15 protein-coding genes and 1 pseudogene are annotated in these 18,779 nt (G+C 70.8%); 7 read left to right on the top strand and 9 right to left on the bottom strand.

The features are described 5' to 3' along the window. Nucleotides 1-112 precede the first annotated feature (112 nt). Nucleotides 113-4,897: a GH92 family glycosyl hydrolase gene (locus tag ACIBQX_RS30995; protein ID WP_397010664.1), complete on the top strand. Its 4,785-nt coding sequence runs from the start codon at nucleotides 113-115 to the stop codon at nucleotides 4,895-4,897. A 121-nt stretch (nucleotides 4,898-5,018) separates the two neighbouring features. Here ACIBQX_RS30995 and ACIBQX_RS31000 read toward each other — a convergent pair whose 3' ends face one another. From ACIBQX_RS31000 to ACIBQX_RS31030, 7 genes are all read right to left on the bottom strand, one after another. Continuing rightward, on the bottom strand, nucleotides 5,019-5,279 hold the full coding sequence (locus ACIBQX_RS31000; RefSeq protein ID WP_397010666.1) for a MerR family transcriptional regulator: 261 nt from the start codon (nucleotides 5,277-5,279) through the stop codon (nucleotides 5,019-5,021). 607 nt (nucleotides 5,280-5,886) lie between these two features. Continuing rightward, nucleotides 5,887-6,669 carry an SGNH/GDSL hydrolase family protein gene (locus ACIBQX_RS31005; RefSeq protein ID WP_397010668.1) on the bottom strand — a complete coding sequence of 261 codons (783 nt, stop codon included), beginning with the start codon at nucleotides 6,667-6,669 and terminating at the stop codon, nucleotides 5,887-5,889. After that, the gene (locus ACIBQX_RS31010) at nucleotides 6,666-7,241 is read right to left on the bottom strand and encodes a PadR family transcriptional regulator (protein WP_397010670.1); all 576 of its coding nucleotides are present in this window, start codon (nucleotides 7,239-7,241) and stop codon (nucleotides 6,666-6,668) included. Before ACIBQX_RS31010 ends, ACIBQX_RS31005 begins: the two co-directional genes overlap by 4 nt. Before the next feature lie 100 nt (nucleotides 7,242-7,341). Beyond that, a complete protein-coding gene (locus ACIBQX_RS31015) occupies nucleotides 7,342-8,526 on the bottom strand; it encodes an MFS transporter (RefSeq protein ID WP_397010672.1) in 1,185 nt (394 codons plus the stop codon). Nucleotides 8,527-8,738: 212 nt separating this feature from the next. Continuing rightward, a complete protein-coding gene (locus ACIBQX_RS31020) occupies nucleotides 8,739-9,497 on the bottom strand; it encodes a glucose 1-dehydrogenase (protein WP_397010674.1) in 759 nt (252 codons plus the stop codon). Nucleotides 9,498-9,567: 70 nt separating this feature from the next. Continuing rightward, the gene (locus ACIBQX_RS31025) at nucleotides 9,568-10,374 is read right to left on the bottom strand and encodes a helix-turn-helix transcriptional regulator (RefSeq protein ID WP_397010676.1); all 807 of its coding nucleotides are present in this window, start codon (nucleotides 10,372-10,374) and stop codon (nucleotides 9,568-9,570) included. After that, entirely contained in the window at nucleotides 10,371-10,805 is a 435-nt protein-coding gene (locus tag ACIBQX_RS31030) for an Lrp/AsnC family transcriptional regulator (protein ID WP_397010678.1), read from the bottom strand. Before ACIBQX_RS31030 ends, ACIBQX_RS31025 begins: the two co-directional genes overlap by 4 nt. Nucleotides 10,806-10,922: 117 nt before the next feature. On the opposite strand from ACIBQX_RS31030, the gene ACIBQX_RS31035 reads away from it, so the two are divergent. After that, nucleotides 10,923-12,146 carry a serine hydrolase domain-containing protein gene (locus ACIBQX_RS31035; RefSeq protein ID WP_397010680.1) on the top strand — a complete coding sequence of 408 codons (1,224 nt, stop codon included), beginning with the start codon at nucleotides 10,923-10,925 and terminating at the stop codon, nucleotides 12,144-12,146. A 10-nt stretch (nucleotides 12,147-12,156) separates the two neighbouring features. Next, complete coding sequence (locus tag ACIBQX_RS31040) at nucleotides 12,157-13,209, top strand: Glu/Leu/Phe/Val dehydrogenase dimerization domain-containing protein (RefSeq protein WP_397010682.1); 1,053 nt, start codon at nucleotides 12,157-12,159, stop codon at nucleotides 13,207-13,209. 2 nt (nucleotides 13,210-13,211) lie between these two features. Here the strand turns inward: ACIBQX_RS31040 and ACIBQX_RS31045 are convergent, their stop codons facing one another. After that, on the bottom strand, nucleotides 13,212-14,489 hold the full coding sequence (locus ACIBQX_RS31045) for an FG-GAP repeat domain-containing protein (protein WP_397010684.1): 1,278 nt from the start codon (nucleotides 14,487-14,489) through the stop codon (nucleotides 13,212-13,214). Nucleotides 14,490-14,571: 82 nt separating this feature from the next. Between ACIBQX_RS31045 and ACIBQX_RS31050 the strand changes: the two are divergent. From ACIBQX_RS31050 to ACIBQX_RS31065, 4 genes and pseudogenes are all read left to right on the top strand, one after another. Next, a pseudogene (locus ACIBQX_RS31050) lies at nucleotides 14,572-14,751 on the top strand (helix-turn-helix domain-containing protein); the annotation flags it as partial. Between the two features lie 50 nt (nucleotides 14,752-14,801). Continuing rightward, nucleotides 14,802-15,179: a hypothetical protein gene (locus ACIBQX_RS31055; RefSeq protein WP_397010744.1), complete on the top strand. Its 378-nt coding sequence runs from the start codon at nucleotides 14,802-14,804 to the stop codon at nucleotides 15,177-15,179. Between the two features lie 86 nt (nucleotides 15,180-15,265). Beyond that, nucleotides 15,266-15,625 carry a nuclear transport factor 2 family protein gene (locus ACIBQX_RS31060; protein WP_397010686.1) on the top strand — a complete coding sequence of 120 codons (360 nt, stop codon included), beginning with the start codon at nucleotides 15,266-15,268 and terminating at the stop codon, nucleotides 15,623-15,625. 28 nt (nucleotides 15,626-15,653) lie between these two features. Continuing rightward, nucleotides 15,654-17,252, top strand: a complete 1,599-nt coding sequence (locus ACIBQX_RS31065) for a hypothetical protein (RefSeq protein WP_397010688.1) — start codon at nucleotides 15,654-15,656, stop codon at nucleotides 17,250-17,252. Nucleotides 17,253-17,270: 18 nt separating this feature from the next. Here ACIBQX_RS31065 and ACIBQX_RS31070 read toward each other — a convergent pair whose 3' ends face one another. After that, the gene (locus ACIBQX_RS31070; protein ID WP_397010690.1) at nucleotides 17,271-18,716 is read right to left on the bottom strand and encodes a hypothetical protein; all 1,446 of its coding nucleotides are present in this window, start codon (nucleotides 18,714-18,716) and stop codon (nucleotides 17,271-17,273) included. Nucleotides 18,717-18,779: the final 63 nt, after the last annotated feature.

Here is an 18,779-nt window from a genome sequence, read left to right on the forward strand (position 1 = left end):
AACTTCCTTAACAGATCACTCGCTGACAACGTTGTCATAACCGCACCCCCCGCAGCCGCCTTCGTGACGCTGCTCAGTCCCCGTACCGGCTGACGCACGAGAGGTTCCCCCCATGAAGCGCCCTCACCGACGATCCCTCCTGACCGCGCTCTTATCCGCCGCCATCGCCGTCACCCTCGCCGCCCCCGCCGCCGCCGCGCTGACCGCCGGGCACGGCCCCGATCCCGTACCGAATCCCGGCCCCTCGGGCACTCCCGCCCCCGGCCCGTCCCACAGCCCGCTCCCCGACCCGAGGAAGACCGAGCAGGCGCCGTCGGCGGAGGTGGAGCGGCGCGCGGCGCAGGACGGCCAGAAGCTGGCGCGGGACGAGGGGGCGGCCTTCGTCTCCTCCTTCGAGCCCGGCGATCCGCAGCCGACCTGGCTCAACACCCCCGAGACCGACGCCCGGGGCGTCAAGAAGGCCGCCAACGTCACCGGCATCCTGATCGGCGGCATCGAGGGCACCCTCTCCGACCGGATCACCCAGATCAGCGTCAACGGCGAGTACGCGGCCAACGGCGAGATGAAGGAGCACCTGGCCGACACCGACGCGAACACCAAGTGGCTGGTGTTCACCGGCACAGGCTGGGCGCAGTACGGCCTGTCCAGCCCGGTCGCCGTCACGCACTACGCGCTGACCTCCGCCGACGACGAGCCCCAGCGCGACCCCCGCGACTGGCAACTGCAGGGCTCCCAGGACGGGCAGGACTGGACCACCCTGGACACCCGTACCGGCGAGACGTTCACCGAGCGCCACCAGCGCAAGGAGTACCGCTTCGAGAACGCGACCGCCTACGCCCATTACCGGCTGAACATCACCCGCATCGGCAGCGGCTCCACCCTGCAGCTGGCCGAGTGGGAGCTGTCGGACGGGCAGCGCGGCCCCAGGCCGCCCAGCGACGTGCGCAGCCAGGTCGGCGACGGGCCGACCCGCGGGTTCACCGCCAAGCCGCGCGCCGGCTTCTCCGGCTCGCGAGCCTTCACGTACGCGGGCAGCACCACCGCGAAGGACGGCGGGCATTCCACCAACAAGGTGTTCGAGGTGGACATCCCGGTCACGTCCCGGATGGAGCTGTCGTACGTCGTCTTCCCCGAGTTCACCGCCGCCGACCTGCGCTACCCCGGCACGTACGTCGCCGTGGACCTGGCCTTCAGCGACGGCACCTACCTCAGCGACCTCAAGGCCGTCGACCAGCACGGGGTCCGGCTGACGCCGCGCGCCCAGGGCGAGTCCAAGACCCTGTACGCCGACCAGTGGAACTACAAGCACGCCGAGATCGGCAAGGTCGCCAGAGGCAAGCGGATCAGCCGCATCCTGGTGGCCTACGACTCCGCTGAAGGAGAGGCCGGGTTCCGGGGCTGGGTGGACGACATCAAGCTCGTCTCGGAGCGCAAGCGGCAGCCGTACGAGGGCCGGCGGACGCGAGGTGACGAGCGGCCGTCGCAGCACGTGATCACCACCCGGGGCACCCACTCCACCGGCGGGTTCTCGCGGGGGAACAACTTCCCGGCCACCGCCGTGCCGCACGGGTTCAACTTCTGGTCACCGATGACCAACGCCGAGTCGACGGGCTGGCTGTACGAGTACCACCGGGACAACAACGCGGCCAACCTGCCCGAGATCGAGGCGTTCACCGCCAGCCACGAGCCGAGCCCGTGGATGGGCGACCGGCAGACGTTCCAGTTCATGCCGTCGGCGGCCGAAGGGACGCCGGACCCGTCCCGTGCCGTCCGCGCGCTGCCCTTCCGGCACGAGCGGGAGGTCGCGCAGCCACACCTGTACGGGGTCACGTTCGACAACGGGCTCAAGACCGAGATCGCGCCGACGGATCACGCGGCGCTCGCCCGCTTCACCTTCCCCGGCGACTCGGCCAAGATCGTCTTCGACAACGTGAACAACGACGGCGGCCTGACCCTGGACACCTCCGGCGGCGTGGTGACGGGCTACTCGGACGTGCGCAGCGACCTGTCCACCGGGGCGACCCGGATGTTCTACTACGCCGTCTTCGACCGTCCCGTCACCGGCGGCGGCAAGCTGACCGGCCAGGGCCGCGACAACGTGCTGGGCTACCTGGCCTTCGACGCCGGGCAGTCGCGCACGGTCACCATGCGGATCGCGTCCTCGCTGATCAGCGTGGAGCAGGCCAGGCGGAACCTGGAGCTGGAGATCGCCGCCTCGGACACGCTGGAGAAGGTCAGCGAGCGGGCGAGCCGGGCCTGGGACGCCAAGCTGGGCGTCATCGAGGTCGAAGGGGCGCGCAAGGACCAGCTGGTCACGCTCTACTCCAACCTGTACCGGCTGTTCCTGTATCCCAACTCCGGCTTCGAGAACACCGGCACCGCGGACGCGCCGGTGTACAAGCACGCCGTGCAGTCGGCCACCAGCACCCCGCCCAGCACCCCCACCGAGACCGGGGCGAAGGTCGCGGACGGGAAGGTGTACGTCAACAACGGCTTCTGGGACACCTACCGCACCACCTGGCCCGCGTACGCGCTGCTCACCCCCAAGGCGGCCGGCGAGATGGTCGACGGCTTCGTGCGACAGTACGAGGACGGCGGCTGGATCGCGCGGTGGTCGTCACCGGGGTACGCGGACCTGATGGTCGGCACCAGCTCCGACGTCGCCTTCGCCGACGCCCACCTGAAGGGCGTGAAGGGCTTCGACGCCGCGACCGCCTACCAGGCGGCCGTCAAGAACGCGACGGTCACCCCGACCACCCGCCACGTGGGCCGCAAGGGCCTGTCCACCTCCGCCTTCCTCGGGTACACGAGCATCGAGTCGACCGGCGAGGCGATGTCGTGGGCGATGGACGGCTACATCAACGACTTCGGCATCGCGAACATGGCCAAGTCGCTGGCCGAGCGCTCCCGGGGCGCGGAACGCGCCCGCTACCTGGAGGAGTACGAGTACTTCCGCAACCGGGCGCTCAACTACGTGCACATGTACGACCCGGCGGTGCGCTTCTTCCAAGGCCGGAACGCCAACGGGTCCTTCCGCAACAAACCCGGCGCCTACGACCCGCGTAAGTGGGGCTTCGACTACACCGAGACGAACGGCTGGAACATGGCCTTCCACGTCCCGCAGGACGGGCGCGGACTGGCCAACCTGTACGGCGGCGCGGACGCGCTGGCCGACAAGCTGGACACGTTCTTCGCCACCCAGGAGACGGCGACGTTCCCCGGCTCGTACAACGGGATCATCCACGAGATGCGCGAAGCCCGCGACGTGCGCATGGGACAGTACGGCCACAGCAACCAGCCCTCCCACCACATCCCGTACATGTACAACTTCGCGGGACAACCGTGGAAGACCCAGGCCAAGGTACGCGAGGCGCTCTCGCGGCTGTACCTGGGCAGCGAGATCGGCCAGGGCTATCCCGGCGACGAGGACAACGGGGAGATGTCGGCCTGGCAGGTCTTCGGCGCGCTCGGCTTCTACCCGCTGCAGATGGGCAGCCCCACCTACGCGATCGGCTCCCCGCTGTTCGAGAAGGCGACCGTACGTCTGGAGAACGGCAAGAAGCTGGTCGTCAGGGCGAACGGCAACAGCGACCGCAACGTCTACGTGCAGGGATTGAAGGTCGACGGCAGGCCGTACGGGAAGACGTACCTCCCCCACGACCTGCTGGCGGACGGCGGCGAGCTGGTGTTCGAGATGGGGCCGAAGCCGTCGCGGTGGGGCACCGGCCGGGACGCCGCGCCGCCCTCGATCACCGACGACAACCGGATCCCCGAGCCGCTGCGTGACGCCACCGGGCCGGGGCGCGGCACCGCGACCGGGTTCGGCGACGCCGACGTGAGCGCGCTGTTCGACAACGACTCGGCCAGCCAGGCGACGCTGCCCGAGTGGATCCAGTACACCTTCCCCGGCGACGAGCAGGCGCGCTTCTACACGCTCACCTCCGGCACCGGCGAGCTCACCGGGAATCCGGCCGGCTGGGTGCTGGAAGGGCTCACCAAGGGCAACGCGTGGAAGACGATCGACAAGCGGACCGGGGAGAGCTTCCAGTGGCGGCAGCAGACCAGACCGTTCAAGATCCACAGCCCTGGCTCGTACGACCAGTACCGGCTCAGGTTCACCGGGTCCGCTGGGTCGCCGACCTCGCTGGCCGAGGTCGAGCTGCTCACCCACGAGCCGCCTGCCACCTCGTCGCTGGCCATCGAGGCCGGCGGGGTCTTCGGCACCCCCGGTGAGAGCGTGACGCTGTCGGCGACCGTGGCCAACCACGACGCCCGGCCCGCCTCCGGACGGCTGACCGCGACCGCGCCGCAGGGCTGGACCGTCCAGCCCGCGTCCGCCGACTTCGGGCCCGTCGCGCCGGGCGAGTCCCAGACGGTGGAGTTCCAGGTGGCGGTGCCGGCGACAGCCGGTCCCGGCACCCATCCGATCCAGCTCACCTCGGGCTCGGCGAGCGCGCAGGCGACGGTGACGGTGCTCGGCGACACCGTGCAGTTCACACCCGGCACCCCGGCCGAGGCGCCCTGGCTCCTGGAGGCGGGTGCGTCCCAGCTCGACGGCGAGGTGTACGACGGACGCGCCCGATTCACCGACGGCGACAGCCACGCCACCTACCGGTTCGCGCTGCCGGCCGAGGTGACCGGCGGGTCGCTGACGCTGGACATCGGCAACCAGTTCCTGGTCCAGGTCTCCCCCGACAACCAGACCTGGCGGACCGTCCTGCAGGAGGACGCCAACGTGCGCGACCTGGCCAACCGCGAGGAGCGCACGCTCGACCTCGGCGAACTGCGTGGCCAGACGGGGACGTTCTACCTGCGCATCAAGGACAGCCGGCCACAGGACGGCTGGGGTGCGTGGCTGGCCAGGGTACGGCTGGAGCTGCGGCGCGCGGCAGGCTGAGCCGCCTCACTGAGCCGGTGTCACTGAGCCACTGCACCTGAAGCCGCTGTCACGGCCCGGTGTCCTGCCTCACACGGCAGGACACCGGGCCGTGTTCGTGTCCGCATGAAAGAGCAGAGAGCTACGGTCCGGCCGGCCGGTCGCGGGCGTCGTTGATGCGCAGCGCCTCGGCCAACTGGTCTTCCAAGATGATGATCCGGCAAGCGGCTTCCACGGGCGTGCCCTGGTCGACGAGCTCCCGGGCTCGGGCCGCGAGGCGGAGTTGGTAGCGAGAGTAGCGGCGGTGACCGCCGCTGGAACGTAGCGGTTCGATCAGCTTGGCCGTGCCCAGAGCTCGCAGGAACGTCGGGGTGACCTGGAGCATCTCCGCAGCCGCGCCCATGCTGTAAGCGGGGTAATCCTCGTCATCGAAACGATCTTCGGCACTGACTGCGGCGCCGGCGGGAGCGTGCCTGTCGCCGCCGGCTGCTGAGCGGGTTTGATCCATTAATGCCTTTCACACGCCAACAGGGGGCCCCGGCGCATGTGCGCCGGGGCCCCGAAGAGGTTCAAACACCATCTACCGGCCAGTCGGCCGGCTTACTGTCTTCCGCGTCCGCCGTACTCGGCGGCGGCTGTGCGGGATCTTGGATGCGTAACCGTAGACCACCGTCCTATCTGTGGAGCTGCGGTGCCCGCGCGGCGGAACTGAGCCGACGGGCGATCCCGATGGCGTTCAACACTCCCTTCTTCGCATCATCTGAACTCTGTCCGACTTAAACCTTCGGCAGCGCGTCCACGGTCTGGGCCTCTTGCCACTGCGCTGGCCCGTCTCGTCCGACCTTCTGCCTGAACTTCCGTCTTTTCCGGGCAGTTCGTCGTGGTGCTAGATCCTGCTGCCCGTTCCGTTCCTTGCGATGTGAGAAACATTAGCGCCCACAGCGACCAATGTCTACTCTCGCCACTACAGATTTTCGACACCAGCCATGGCGGCCAATCTGCGCCGCGCGTCACTCCTCGCCGTGGAGCAGTACGGGGCCGAGGTCAGGGCGTTTGGCGGTGCGGCCGTCGCCGGAGGATCTGCCCCGGATGCGGCGGTAGATCCACGGGCCGGCGAAACCGGCGATCCAGCGGAACTCCGTCCCCGTGCTGCGCAGGCGGCCACGCGGCGGGGCCGGTTCGAGGGGGGCCGACCAGGTGTCGTCGCTGCCCGGCAGCCCGAGCGCGTGCGCGAAGGCGGCGGCGATCCGGGCGTGTCCCAGGGGGCTGGCGTGCAGGCGGTCCGAGCTCCACATCCTGGCGTCGGTGGCGAAGGCGTGCGGGAAGGTGTCGACCACGGTGACACGATGGCGGGCGGCGGCCTCGCGGATGTGCTCGTTCAGGGCGAGGACACGGGGCAGCAACGGCCGGGCCAGAGGCGCGATCTTCCCGATATCCGGAAATGTCACCGTAAGGACGTGCGCGCCTGCCCCGGTGAGCGCGGCGAACATCTCCTCCAGGCTCGCGGCCACCGCGGCGGCGTCGAAGCCGGGCCTGATCAGGTCGTTCATCCCGGCTATCACCGTGGCCAGGTCCGGTCGTAACCGCAGCGCCGGGCCGAGCTGCTCGGCGAGGACCTGCGAGGCGAGGCGTCCTCGTACGCTCAAGTTGGCGTAGTGCAGCTCCGGGGACGCCACGGCCAGGTGCTCGGCGAGGCGGTCGGCCAGGCCCCGGTAGCCACGGACCTCGTCACCGTCGCCGAGGCCCTCGGTCTGGCTGTCGCCCAGCGCGACATACCGGGTGTAGCGGGTCATCGCTCCTCCTCACAGTGGCTCGCCGTACGGGCGCGGAGCAGGGCGGCGGTGGTCAGGCACCAGTCGCGCATCTCCCGCTCCAGGCGGCATCCGGCCAGATAGGTCAGGTACGGGCCGACCCGGGGGGACGTGCGGAGAAAGTCCTCCTCGGCCAGATCACCCCGGAGCCTGCGCATGCCCTGCTCGAACAGGGCCAGCTTGGCGGCGGCCTCGACGGCCCGCTCGTCGAGCTGGGCCAGCACGGGGCCGGGGTCGAGGTGGTCGACGGCCTGGACCTTCACCGCCAGGTCGTCCCGCATGGACAGCGGCTTGGACGCGGTCGCGGCGAAGGCGGCCAGCTCGTCCAGGCCCTTCTCGGTGACCGTGAACACCCGTTTGTTCGGCCGGTCCAGCTGGATGACCTGCTCACCGGCGATCATCCCGGCCTTCTCCAGCTTCGCCAGCTCGGTGTAGAGCTGCTGCGGGGAGGCGTACCAGAAGTTGGACACGCCCACGTCGAAGATCTTGGCGAGCTGGTAGCCGGAGAACGCGCCGTCCAGCATCGCCGCCAGCACCGCATGCCGTAATGCCATGGATGGGACTATCTACTCAATTCCTTGATTAGTCAAGAAATATGGCTGCAGTTCGGCGCGTGAGTGGATGCGCAGGTGCTGAGCGAGGCGGTCGTCGCCCTCAGGGTGCCGTGCTCGGCCGGCTGATCAGCCGCTTGACGCTCATCGAGGCGGCGGCGAAGAGCAGGCAGACGCCGGCCAGGCAGGCCCACAGGCCTTCCGCGCCCAGTCGTTCGAGCAGCTGGGTGCCCGCGATGGGCGCGGCCACCGTGGCGAACCCCCAACTGGTCCCGTACACGGCGAGGTAGCGTCCGCGGGCCTCCGGCGGGGCGAGGTCGGCGACGACGGCGTACGCGCGCCCCATGATGAGCAGGTCGCCGACGCTCCACATCACGGTCGCGACCGCCAGGGCGGGCAGGGCGTGGGCGAGCGCGTAACCGGCCAGGCCGGCCGCCATGAACGCGGCGCCCACCGCCATACCCTCGGCGGGGGGCAGCGCGGCCACCGGTCTCAGCCGGAGCAGCGGCTGTCCGGCGATGATGGTGAGGGCGGAGACGGTGAAGAGGATGCCCGCGTCCGCCGCCTGAAGACCGTACCGGGGCAGCGCGAGCGGAAGCAGGATCATGATCACCATGTAGACGAGGGCGAGCAGCGTGCCGCAGCCGAGCATGGCGAGGAGCGCGGGATCCCGCCAGGCCGAGGACGAGGCGGCCGTCGTCGCCCGGCCGGGCCGGGGGCCGTCTGCGGGCACGACGACGGCGATGATGACCGCGCACGCCAGACACGTCAGCGCGTCGACGACGAACAGCCACCGCAGGTCCCATCGCCCCACGCTCGCCGCGATCAGCCCGGCTCCCATGCCCGCCGCCGCCAGGGCCGCGTTCAGCAGGCTGTACGCCCGCGCCCGGTCGGCCGGGGGCACGCCGTCCGCGATCATCGCCTGGCTCGGCGGCTCGAACAGCTCGAAGGCGAGCCCGAGCAGGACCGCGAACACGGCGACCACGGCCAGCGAGCCGGCCGCCGCGATGCCGAGCTGGGCGACCGCGCAGCCGATGAGCCCCAGCAGGATCGTGCGCCGCCGCCCCAGCCGATCGGCCAGATGCCCGCCGAGCAGCCGGGAGGGCACGGTCGCCAGCCCGAAGCCGGCCGAGACCAGCCCGGCCGTGGCGGCGCTCACCCCGAAGTCGGTGCTGATCAGGACCGTCAGGAAGGAGAGCGAGAACGCCCCCAGCCGGTTCACCGCCCGCGCCACGATCAGCAGCCGAATACCTCGGGGCAGGCGTCCACGAGGCGCGAGGATGCGCATGAGCCGATCTCCATGACGGACGGGGGCGAAGCCACGAAGCTACAGCGCGGGGCGTGACGGTGAGAGCCCGAGCGCCGCCCCTCCCACCCGTTCCCGGCGCGACCGGCCGGACAGAAAGTCGCACACTTTCGCGCGACAGGCCGGTCAGAAGGTCGGACGCTTTCCACGCCGGTCACGTAAGGAAGGGTGAGCCTGGCAGCCGCGAGCGGTTCTCAAGCGACGGCCGCGACCAGGCCGCCGTCGATGATGAGGTCCTGCCCGTTGACGTACGACGCCTCGTCGGAGGCGAGGAAGGCGACCGCGTCCGCGACGTCGCCGGCGGCGCCGATGCGACCGGCGGCCAGCCCGGCGACGACCGCGGCCTGCGCCTCGGCGGAGATGTTGTCGTGGAACATCGGGGTCTCGATGTAGCCGGGGCTGACGGAGTTGACCCGGATTCTCCTGGGCGCCAGGTCGGCCGCGAGGGTGTGCGCCAGGTTGTGCACCGCCGCCTTGGTCGCGGCGTACAGGGAGGTGCCGGGCAGGCCGCGGTGCACCGTCCAGGAGGCGTTGATCACGATCGCCGCGTGGTCGGACAGCAGGGGGAGGCTCTTCTGGAGGGTGAAGAACACCCCCTTGAAGTTGATGTCCACCATGTGGTCGAATGCGGCCTCGGTGACCTCCCCGTTCGGCTGGAACGAGGCGATGCCCGCGTTGGCGAAGACCACGTCCAGCCGCCCGTGCCGGTCCCGGATCGCGGCCATCAGCGCGTCCAGGTCGGGCAACCGCGACACGTCGCCGCGCAGCGCCAGGACCCGGTCCCCGCTGTCCAGTTCTTTGCTCGCGGCGTCCAGCCGGGCCTGGTCGCGCCCGGTGATGACCACCTGGGCGCCCTCGGTGAGCAACCGTCGCGCGGTGGCCAGGCCCATGCCGCTCGTGCCGCCGGTGATGAGTGCGATCTTGCCGTCGAAGCGGGAGATGGTGTGCGTCATGGGGCTCAGCCTGCCGACTGGCGGGCGACCGGACCAGAGCGTGGTCAACCTGTGAGCCGCACCACCAGGCTCACGGCCGGCGTGGGTTGTACAGCTCCAGATACCAGCCCGGGTTGTCGACCACGGCCAGGGTCGTCATGTCGAAGAACAGCTCACCGGCCTCGGGATGGCGCACCGCCTTCACCACCTGCACCGGGACACCCACCTCGTGTCGCGCCCACATCTCGGCGAACTCGGGGCTCACCGCGCTCAGATCGTCCACCACCCGGCCGAACTCCGGGTCGTCGGGCGCGTGCGCCGCGTCCGCGCGGAAGGCGGCGACGACGGACGGCGCGACCGACGCCCAGTGGACGTGCATGCCCCGGTATCGGGCATTGGTGAAGAACGAGATCAGGCAGTTGTGGTCGGTGCCGCCGAATCCGAACACCGTCTGCGCCGCGTCGTTGACCGCGAGCAGATTCCAGTAGCGGTCCCGCAGCAGCGCGGGCCGGGGCGTCCAGGCGTCGAGCAGCCGCCGCAACTCCGGGGTGACCTCGGCCCCGAGGGCGCCATCGGCCGGTGGCGGGTTGACGCCGGCCAGGACGTACAGGTGCGCGCGCTCGGGCTCGGTGAGGCGCAGCGCCCCGCTGATCGCGTCGAGCACCTCGATCGAGACGTTGATGTCGCGGCCCTGCTCCAGCCAGGTGTACCAGGACACACCGACGCCGGCCAGCGCGGCGACCTCCTCACGCCGCAGCCCTGGGGTCCGCCGCCGGCCCACCGACACCAGGCCGACGTCGCCGGGCGTGAGCCGCGCCCGGCGGGTGCGCAGGAAGTCGCGAAGCTGCTCCCGGCGCACCCGCCGCGCCTCGGCGGATCGGCTGGTCGTCCCGCTCATGTGACGAGGCGATCGACGAGGCTGTTGAGCAGCACCAGCGCCCGCGTCCGCTGCACCATCGGGTGGCGGCGCAGGTCGAGCAGCAGGGACTCCAGGTGATCGGTGCCATCCACCCGCACCAGCATGACCACGTCGCTGTCGCCCGCGGCCGAGAACGCCATCCGCACCTCCGACCGGGCTCCGAAGATCTGCGCCGCGTCCTTGGTCTGCGCGTCCGCGGAACAGAACAGCTCCACCAGCGCGTGCATCTTGCCCGGACCCGGCTCCTGGACGATCGCGGTGTAGCCGCGGATGACCCCGTCCCGCTCCAGGCGGGTGATCCGCCGTTTCACCGCGGGCACCGACAGCGAGACCACGGACGCGATCTTCGTCATGCTGGCCCGCCCGTTGAGCACCAGCTGGTCAAGGATCTGACGATCGATGGCGTCCACGATTAAAAAACTAACATTCGTCGCATTATTTGCAGCTGTTGTCCGCATATCCGGCGGTCTTAGCGTTGATCCCAGCCGCGGGGAGAGGCCTCGTGACATCACCGATGGAGAACCGCCATGCGTCACCGCGATTCCCGCCCGCGATTAGTGGCAGGGCTGTCCCTGGCGACCGCGCTGACGGTCGTGGCGCCCACGATCCCGGCGGCCGCCGACGTGGCGCCGACGCCGGCCTCCCTGCTCACCTCTCTGGCCCGGCAGGAGATCGAGGCGGGCGCCCCGGGCGTGATCGTGCGCGTCGACCCCGGCCGCGGCAAGCCGCTGCGGATCGCCGAGCAGGCGTCGTGGACCAGGAACGACCACCACCTCACCGCCGACAGCCAGTTCCGCATGGGCTCCAACGTCAAGACCATGGTCGCGACCCTGATCCTCCAGCTCGTCGCCGAACGCCGGCTCAAGCTGGACGATCCGGTGGCCACGTGGCTGCCCGCCATCGAGAACGGGCGCGCGATCACCGTGCGGATGCTGCTCGACCACACCAGCGGCCTGGCCGATTACCTGCTGACCCCGGACGCGCTCAAGACGCTCACCGGACAGGATGAGCGGACCTGGACACCCAGTCAGCTGCTCACCCTCGGCCTCCAGCAGCCGGCCCTGTTCGCCCCGGGCAAGGAGCACGCCTACAGCAACACCAATTACATCGCCCTCGGCATGATCCTGGAGAAGGTCACCAAGAGGTCCGTGGCCGACCTGATCCAGCAGCGCATCGCGCGTCCGCTCGGCCTGCGCCACACCTACCTGTCCGCCGACGCCGGCTCACGCGACGGGGACCGGCTGGCCCACGGCTACGAACCCGACGCCGCCCGCCTGGCCGAGATGAACCTTCCCGAGGTCGCCGCGGGTCTGTCGTTCACCGGGCCGCAGCGCGTCGGCCACGTCGACGTCGTCGGGCTCGACCCCGCGATCACCTGGGCGGCGGGCGCGGTGGTCTCCACCCCGCGCGACTGGGGGCGGTTCCTCAGCGCGCTGATGTCCGGCAAGCTGCTGCCTCCGGCCCAGCTCGCGCAGATGCGGGTCACGGTGAAGGATCCCAGCGACGCCTCCGCCCGATACGGGCTCGGCCTGCAGCGCCACACCAACTCCTGCGGCACGGTGTGGGGGCACACCGGCGGCATCCCCGGCTATTCCAGCCAGAACTACACCGACAGCACCGGCCGCCGTACGGTCACCGTCGTCACCACGACCCTGTTCGGCCTGCGTGACGAGAAGCTCGCGGTCGCGGACCGCAAGCTCATCGACGCCGCCATCTGCGTCATGCTGGGCAAGCCCGTACCGGCGAAGTAAGGGAGTCACCGTGCTGGAGCATGAGGAAGTCCTGATCCGGACCGGCGCCCGCTCCGGCCTGCCGATCATCATCGCGCTGCACTCCACCGCACTGGGGGACGCGGTGGGCGGCTGCCGGGTGTGGCCCTACCCGGACTGGCAGGCGGGCCTGGCGGACGCGCTCGCCCTGTCGGCGGCCATGACGTTGAAGTGCGCGGCGGCCGGGCTCGACTTCGGCGGAGGGAAGTCCGTCATCGTGCTGCCGCCGGGCACGGCGTCGCTCGGCGCGCGCCGCCGCAACGCCCTGCTGGACTTCGGCGACGCGGTGAACGACCTCGGCGGGCGCTACCACGCCGGCGAGGACGTCGGCACCAGCGCCGAGGACATGTGGGTCGCGCGTGAGCGCACGCCGTGGGTGCACTGCCTGCCGGTACAGCACGGCGGCAGCGGTGAGCCGTCGGAGCTGACGGCGGTGGGCACGTTCGCCGCCATCGAGGCGACCTGGCGGCACCTCGCCGGCACCTCGTCACTGGCCGGGCAGCGGATCTCGATCGTCGGCCTGGGGCAGGTCGGCGGGCGGCTCGCCGGCCTGCTGGCCGACGCGGGGGCCGAGCTGACCGTCGCCGACATCGATCCGGGCCGCGAGGAGCTGGCGCGAACGCTCGGCGCGCGCTGGGTGGACCCGGAGACGGCGCTCACCGCCGAGGCCGACATCCTGGTGCCGGCCGCGCTCGGCGGGATGCTGACCGATGAGGTCGTGCCGCGGCTGCGGTGCGCCGCCGTGGTCGGACCGGCCAACAACCAGCTCGGCTCCCCCTCGGTTGCCGACGAGCTCGCCCGGCGCGGGATCGTGTGGGCGCCCGACTTCGTGGTGAACGCGGGCGGCGTCATCCACGGCACGATCATCGACATGGCCGGCGGCACCCCCGAGGAGGCGCGGAAAGCGACCCTCCAGATCGGCGACCGCCTGACCGACGTCTACCGCGAGGCCACGGCGGCGGGGATCGTGCCGTACGAGGCGGCGATCCGGCTGGCGCACCGGCGCATCGCCGACGCCGCCGCACTCCGCGAAACGGCGGTGTGAACCTACGGGTGGAAACGGCTCAGCGCTCTCCTGCCGTCCGTGACGACGACCTCGTAGCCGTCGTCGCGGGCGGCCAGGGCGAGCTCGTCGTCGCCGTCGCCGTCGTAGTCCCCCGCCGCCAGCGGCACGACCGCCCGGCCTGTCCCGTCGACTCCCCCACCCGCGCGCAAACCGCCCGCACCGCCCCAGAAGATCTGTACGGGACGCTTCCGGCCGCCGAAGGCGAGGTCGTCGCGCCCGTCGCCGTCGAAGTCGCCGGCGACCGCCGGGCCTGAAGTGCCGGTGAACGCCTTGGTACGGCCATCCCCGTAGTAGACGGTCAACGTCTGATCGACCGAGGGCGCTTCCGTCTCGTAGCCGGGCTCGTTGTTGCGACCGCCGTCGTCGCCGACGGCCACGTCCCTGGTGCCGTCGCCGTCGAAGTCGCCGAACGCGGCCGCCATCCCCTTGTTCAGCTTGCGTCCTGCCTTCGCCAGGCCGCCGGGCCCGGCGTCGAGCAGCCAGCCGGAGGTCTGCTCGCCGTCGTCGCCTTCGTACACGATCAGTGCCGTGGCCCGGCGCCCGTCGATCCGGTCCACGGACATCCGCCAGAAGTCCGAGCCGGTCGGCGACGGCTGGACGCTCTCCCGGGCGGCGACGCCCTCGCGGGTGAAGGGGCCGTACAGGATCGTCAGGCTGGTGTCGTTCCGGCCGCTCGGGGTGGACATCGCGACGTCCGCGGCGCCGTCCCCGTCGAAATCTCCGGCGACCGTACGGTAGGACGCCACGTCGCTCTGGCCGGGCAGCGGCATCGGGGTCGGCGGCAGCCCGGGGTCGATCCCGCGCGGGCCGCCCCAGAAGATGTGCGGGCGCATGCGCTCGGCGTCGTTCGACCGGCCGTATCCCAGGACGTCGCCGAACCCGTCCCCGTCGAGATCGGCCCTGACGCCCGCGTCGATCAACCAGGACCAGAACGTCCCCGACGGGACGATCGTCCGCCTCTGCTGGTCCAGGCCCCGGGCGGAGCCAAGGACGATCACGAGGTCACGCCTGTCAGCGCGGGGAAGGTCCACTTCGACGACCAGGTCCGCGTGCCCGTCCCCGTTGACGTCGTCGGCCCGCCCCGCAGCGGCGCGAGACGCACCCGAGGAACGGGCGGCGGACGCGGAACCCTCGGGTGCGGCCGTCGGGCCGGCGACGGCCGGGGAACTCGCCTGGCGCTCAGGCCGCGGCCCACCACCACATCCCGCCAACAACCCCGCCAAAGCCAGCCAGATCATCACTCTCCGCAGGTCAGGCACAGCACCTAGTGTGCCCGCCTCCCCGTGGTCATGGCTCCGGTTCACCGGCCTTGTCTCGGGCAGGTGGAACAGAATGGCTTCCATGCCGGAACATGGTTCTGTGGCGGCCTTGCTGCGGGCGTGGCGCCAGCGGGCGGACCCTGTCGCGGCCGGTCTCGACGGAGGGGGACGGCGGCGGGCCAGGGGGCTGCGCCGCGAGGAGCTGGCGGAGCTCGCCGGGGTGTCGGTCGACTACATCAAGCGTCTTGAGCAAGGGGCGCGGTCACCCGTCCGCCGGGGTGGTGAACTGCCTGTCCCGCGCGCTGGGGCTGGATCGCGCGGACTACGAGTACCTGTGCGCGGTCGCGCGGACCGTCGACAGGACACCGGTGGGACCGCAACGTGGCATGGCGTGCCTTCACCGAGGTTCCGGGGCCGACACGGCGAACGCCCGAGCGGCGGGCGAGGTTCGCATCGACGCTGGTGGCCGATCTGCGTGCGGCCATGCTGCGCTACCCGGCGGACGAGCAGGTGGCGGCGCTGGTCGATGATCTCAGGCGGGTGAGCGAGACCTTCGGCGAGCTCTGGGAGAGCGGATCGACGCCCCGGTATCACGATGACCAGGTGACCATCGATCATCCGGTGGCGGGCGAGATCACCGCCGACTGGGACCTGCTCACCTTCCGCGACATCACCGTGCCGACCCCGTAAGGGGTACAAGTCGGGCCACGACCGCTCGGCGGTGGGCCGGCATGGTTGGCGATCGTCACGTCAACCATGACCACGGGGAGAAAAGCGTGCACGCTACCGAGATCCTGGCCCGGACGGAAAGAGCCATCAACGAGCACGACCTGGAGGCGCTGGTCGGCTGCTTCGCCGAAGACTACCGTTCCGAGTTGCCGCACCACCCGCAGCAGAGCTTCGTCGGGCAGGATCGGGTGCGGGCCAACTGGGCCGGCCTGTTCGCGCATGTCCCGGACATGACGGCGACCGTCCTGCAGTCGGTGGTGGACGGTGGCCAGGTGTGGAGCGAGTGGGAGCTCAGCGGCAAGACCCGGGACGGAGACGAGCATCTGGCCTGCGGCGTGGCCATCCTGCGCGCCCACGAGGGCCGCTTCATCTTCAGCAGGTTTTATCTGGACAAGGTAGACGCCTGACACGGTGGCTCGATGACAGTATGTGACCATGCGCCCACCCCGAGCGAGGTTCTTCAACACCACCGGTCCGTGCGACCCTCAACGCCACTACATGCTGCCTCCCACACCGCGGCTGCCCAAGGCACGAGCACTGATCGACATGGACCGATACTTCGTGGTCCACGCGCCCCGGCAGACCGGCAAGACGACAGGTCTGCGCACCCTGGCGTCCGAGTTGACGGCCGAGGGGGCCGTCGCGGCCCTGGCGTTCTCCTGCGAACGAGCCAAGGTGGCCCGCGACGACGTCGGCTGGGGAGAGTCGATGCTGCTGGACTCGATCCGTGCGGCCGCCGAGCGATCGGGCTGGCCGGAAGAACTGCTGCCCCCGGATCCCTGGCCAGAGGCCACACCGGGCAGCCGCATCGACGTCGCGCTGAGCGAGTGGTGCCGTCGCAGCCCGCGCCGGGTGGTGCTGTTCTTCGACGAGATCGACGCCCTGCAGGGCGACAGCCTGGTCAGCTTCCTCTGCCAGCTCAGAGACGGCCACAACGCCCGGCCCGACGGGCACCCGTTCCCCACGTCCGTGATTCTGTGCGGACTGCGGGACGTCCGCGACTACAAGGTCGCCGTAGGCGCCGATCCGGGCCGGTGCAATCCCACCAGCCCGTTCAACATCGTCTCCGAGTCGCTGCGCCTCGGCGATTTCACCGCCGATCAGATCGGCGAGCTGTACGGCCAGCACACGCAGGCGACCGGCCAGGAGTTCACCAAGGACGCGGTGGACCGGGCGTTCGAACTGACGCAGGGACAACCGTGGCTGGTCAACGCCCTCGCCCATGAGATCACCTTCCAGATGGGGGTGACCGGCGCCATCACCGCCGGGCAGGTGGAGGACGCCAAGGAGCGGTTGATCCGGGCGCGCGCCACCCATCTCGACGCCCTCGTGGCGCGGCTGCACGAACCCCGGGTGGAACGGGTGATCGAACCGATCATGGCGGGAACGTGGCCAGAGACGGACACATCCTTCGACGATGACGTCTCCTACGTTCACGATCTAGGCCTTATCCGGGGGACCAGAGAACTGGAGATCGCCAACCCGATTTACCGAGAGGTCTTGCTACGGGTCCTGGGAGATCGCACGGAGCGATTCGTGAAGGCCGATCCGCGCAGCTTCGTGCTGCCCGACGGCCGTTTCGACCTGGAGCGGCTGCTGAAGGAGTTCGTCGTGTTCTGGCGTGAGCACGGCGAGGTGCTCATCCGGCAGGAGGGCTACCACGAGGCCGCCTGCCAGATCATCCTCATGGCCTTCCTGCACCGGCTGGTCAACGGCGGCGGCCGGCTCGACCGGGAGTACGCCGCGGGCACCAAGCGCCTGGACGTGCTGGTCCGCTGGCCCTACACCGGCCCGGACGGCGAGCGGCTGATGCAGCGGGAGGCGATGGAGCTGAAGGTATGGCGGACCGGCCGGGAAGACCCGCTGCCCGACGGTCTCGTCCAGCTCGACGGGTATCTGGACCGACTCAGCCTCACCACCGGCGTGCTGGTGGTCTTCGACCGGCGCCCCGAGGCCCCGCCCTGGAAGGAACGCGGAAGTTTCGAGCAGGCGACCACACCGTCCGGCCGCCAGGTCACCGTCCTGCGCGCATAGCGACGTCGCCGGCGTCCGTCAGCGCGGGGTGTAGGCGAACCACCGTCCCGGCTGGACGTTCTGCAGGTGCCGCCTGTCCCAGGTCAGGAGAAACGGCGCGGGAACCGGGCGGCCCCGGTCCACGGCGATCACCTGTTTCCCCGCGGCCTCGGCGTCGCGTACCGCCGCAGGCACGTCGCTCTGCTCCGGCCAGGTCAGTACGGTGTGCCCCGCGCAGCCCATCCGGTAAGCGATCTTCACCGCCTGCTCGCCGTACACCAGGCACGGCGGACGGACGCCCAGCCCTTCCAGCGCGCGGGCGGCCCGCGCGTCGCCCTCCCGCTTGGCGAGCCGGGGGGTGACGACCTCGTCCAAGGTGCCGCCCTGCAGGGTGAGGTGGGCGAGGAAACCGGCCGTGACCAGGAAGGCGACGGCCCATTTCGGTGCTCTCCCCCGCGCGCGCTCCAGCAGCCCGACCGCGCCGTACGCGATCGGGAAGGTCAGCAGGGCGTACGTGGGCAGCAGGAAGCGGGGCGCGGCGTACCCGACCAGGAAGAGGTACGGCGCGGCCAGCGACACGGCGACGACGGCCGGGAGCAGCGATTCAGCCCGGCGGGCCGCGTACAGGCCGAGCAGGACGAGGGCCGGGATCGCGCTCCACCACAGCACCCACGACGGCTCGGCGGGACCGCAGCCGCCGGGAGGCCGGCAGAGGAGCGGGCCGTTCAGCGCCTGGGCGTGGTCGTACAGGGAGAAGTGCAGGCCGGTCTCGTTGGCCGCCTCGGCGGCGTGCCAGCGGGCGAGCAGGCCGCCGAAGCGGACGTACGCCTCGATGATCCAGTCCGCCCAGCCGACCACCAGGCCGGCGACCAGCGCGAGCGCCACCCGGGGCCGCCACCAGCGCGGCCTGGCCAGCGCGAGGGCCAGCGGGAGGACGAGCCAGACGCTGTCGGGAGGCCGCAGCAGCGCCACCGCCGCCACGCACACCGCCAGCCCCGCCACGCAGCCGCGACCGCCGCCCGGCCGCACGCAGCGCAGGAAGAACCCCACGGCGGCCACCGCGCCGAAGGCGACCCACAGGTTCGGCATGACCTCGTTGCCGTAGAACAGCGCCAGCCACAGCGACCCGAACAGCAGCGCGGCCACCGGCACCACGGCCCCCGGACGCAGCCGCAGCCAGGTCCCGAACGACCCGTACAGCGCCAGGGCCGACAGTAGGCACAGGTAGACCCGCAGGACCTCCGTCGAGGACGTCACCAGTGTCACCGGCGCGACGATCAGGGTGATCCCGCGGGCCCGGGGCGCGATGAACTCGGCGGCGGGCACCCGTGGATCCACCTGGCTGACGTAGACCGTTTCGTCCCAGCCCAGCCCCATGCCGGGGCCCACCGCGATCAGCTGGGCGATCCCGTAGCAGGCGGCCACCAGCATCAGCAGCGCCCGCCAGGGGTCGGCCCGCAGCCACCTCGACGCTCTCGATCCCATAGAGGCTTTCTTAGTGCCGGGCTCTCCACGGGTACGGGCTCAGTGAAAGGACTTGGGCCAGGA

This window comes from Nonomuraea sp. NPDC049714, assembly GCF_044465295.1.
Taxonomy (GTDB): Bacteria; Actinomycetota; Actinomycetes; order Streptosporangiales; family Streptosporangiaceae; genus Nonomuraea.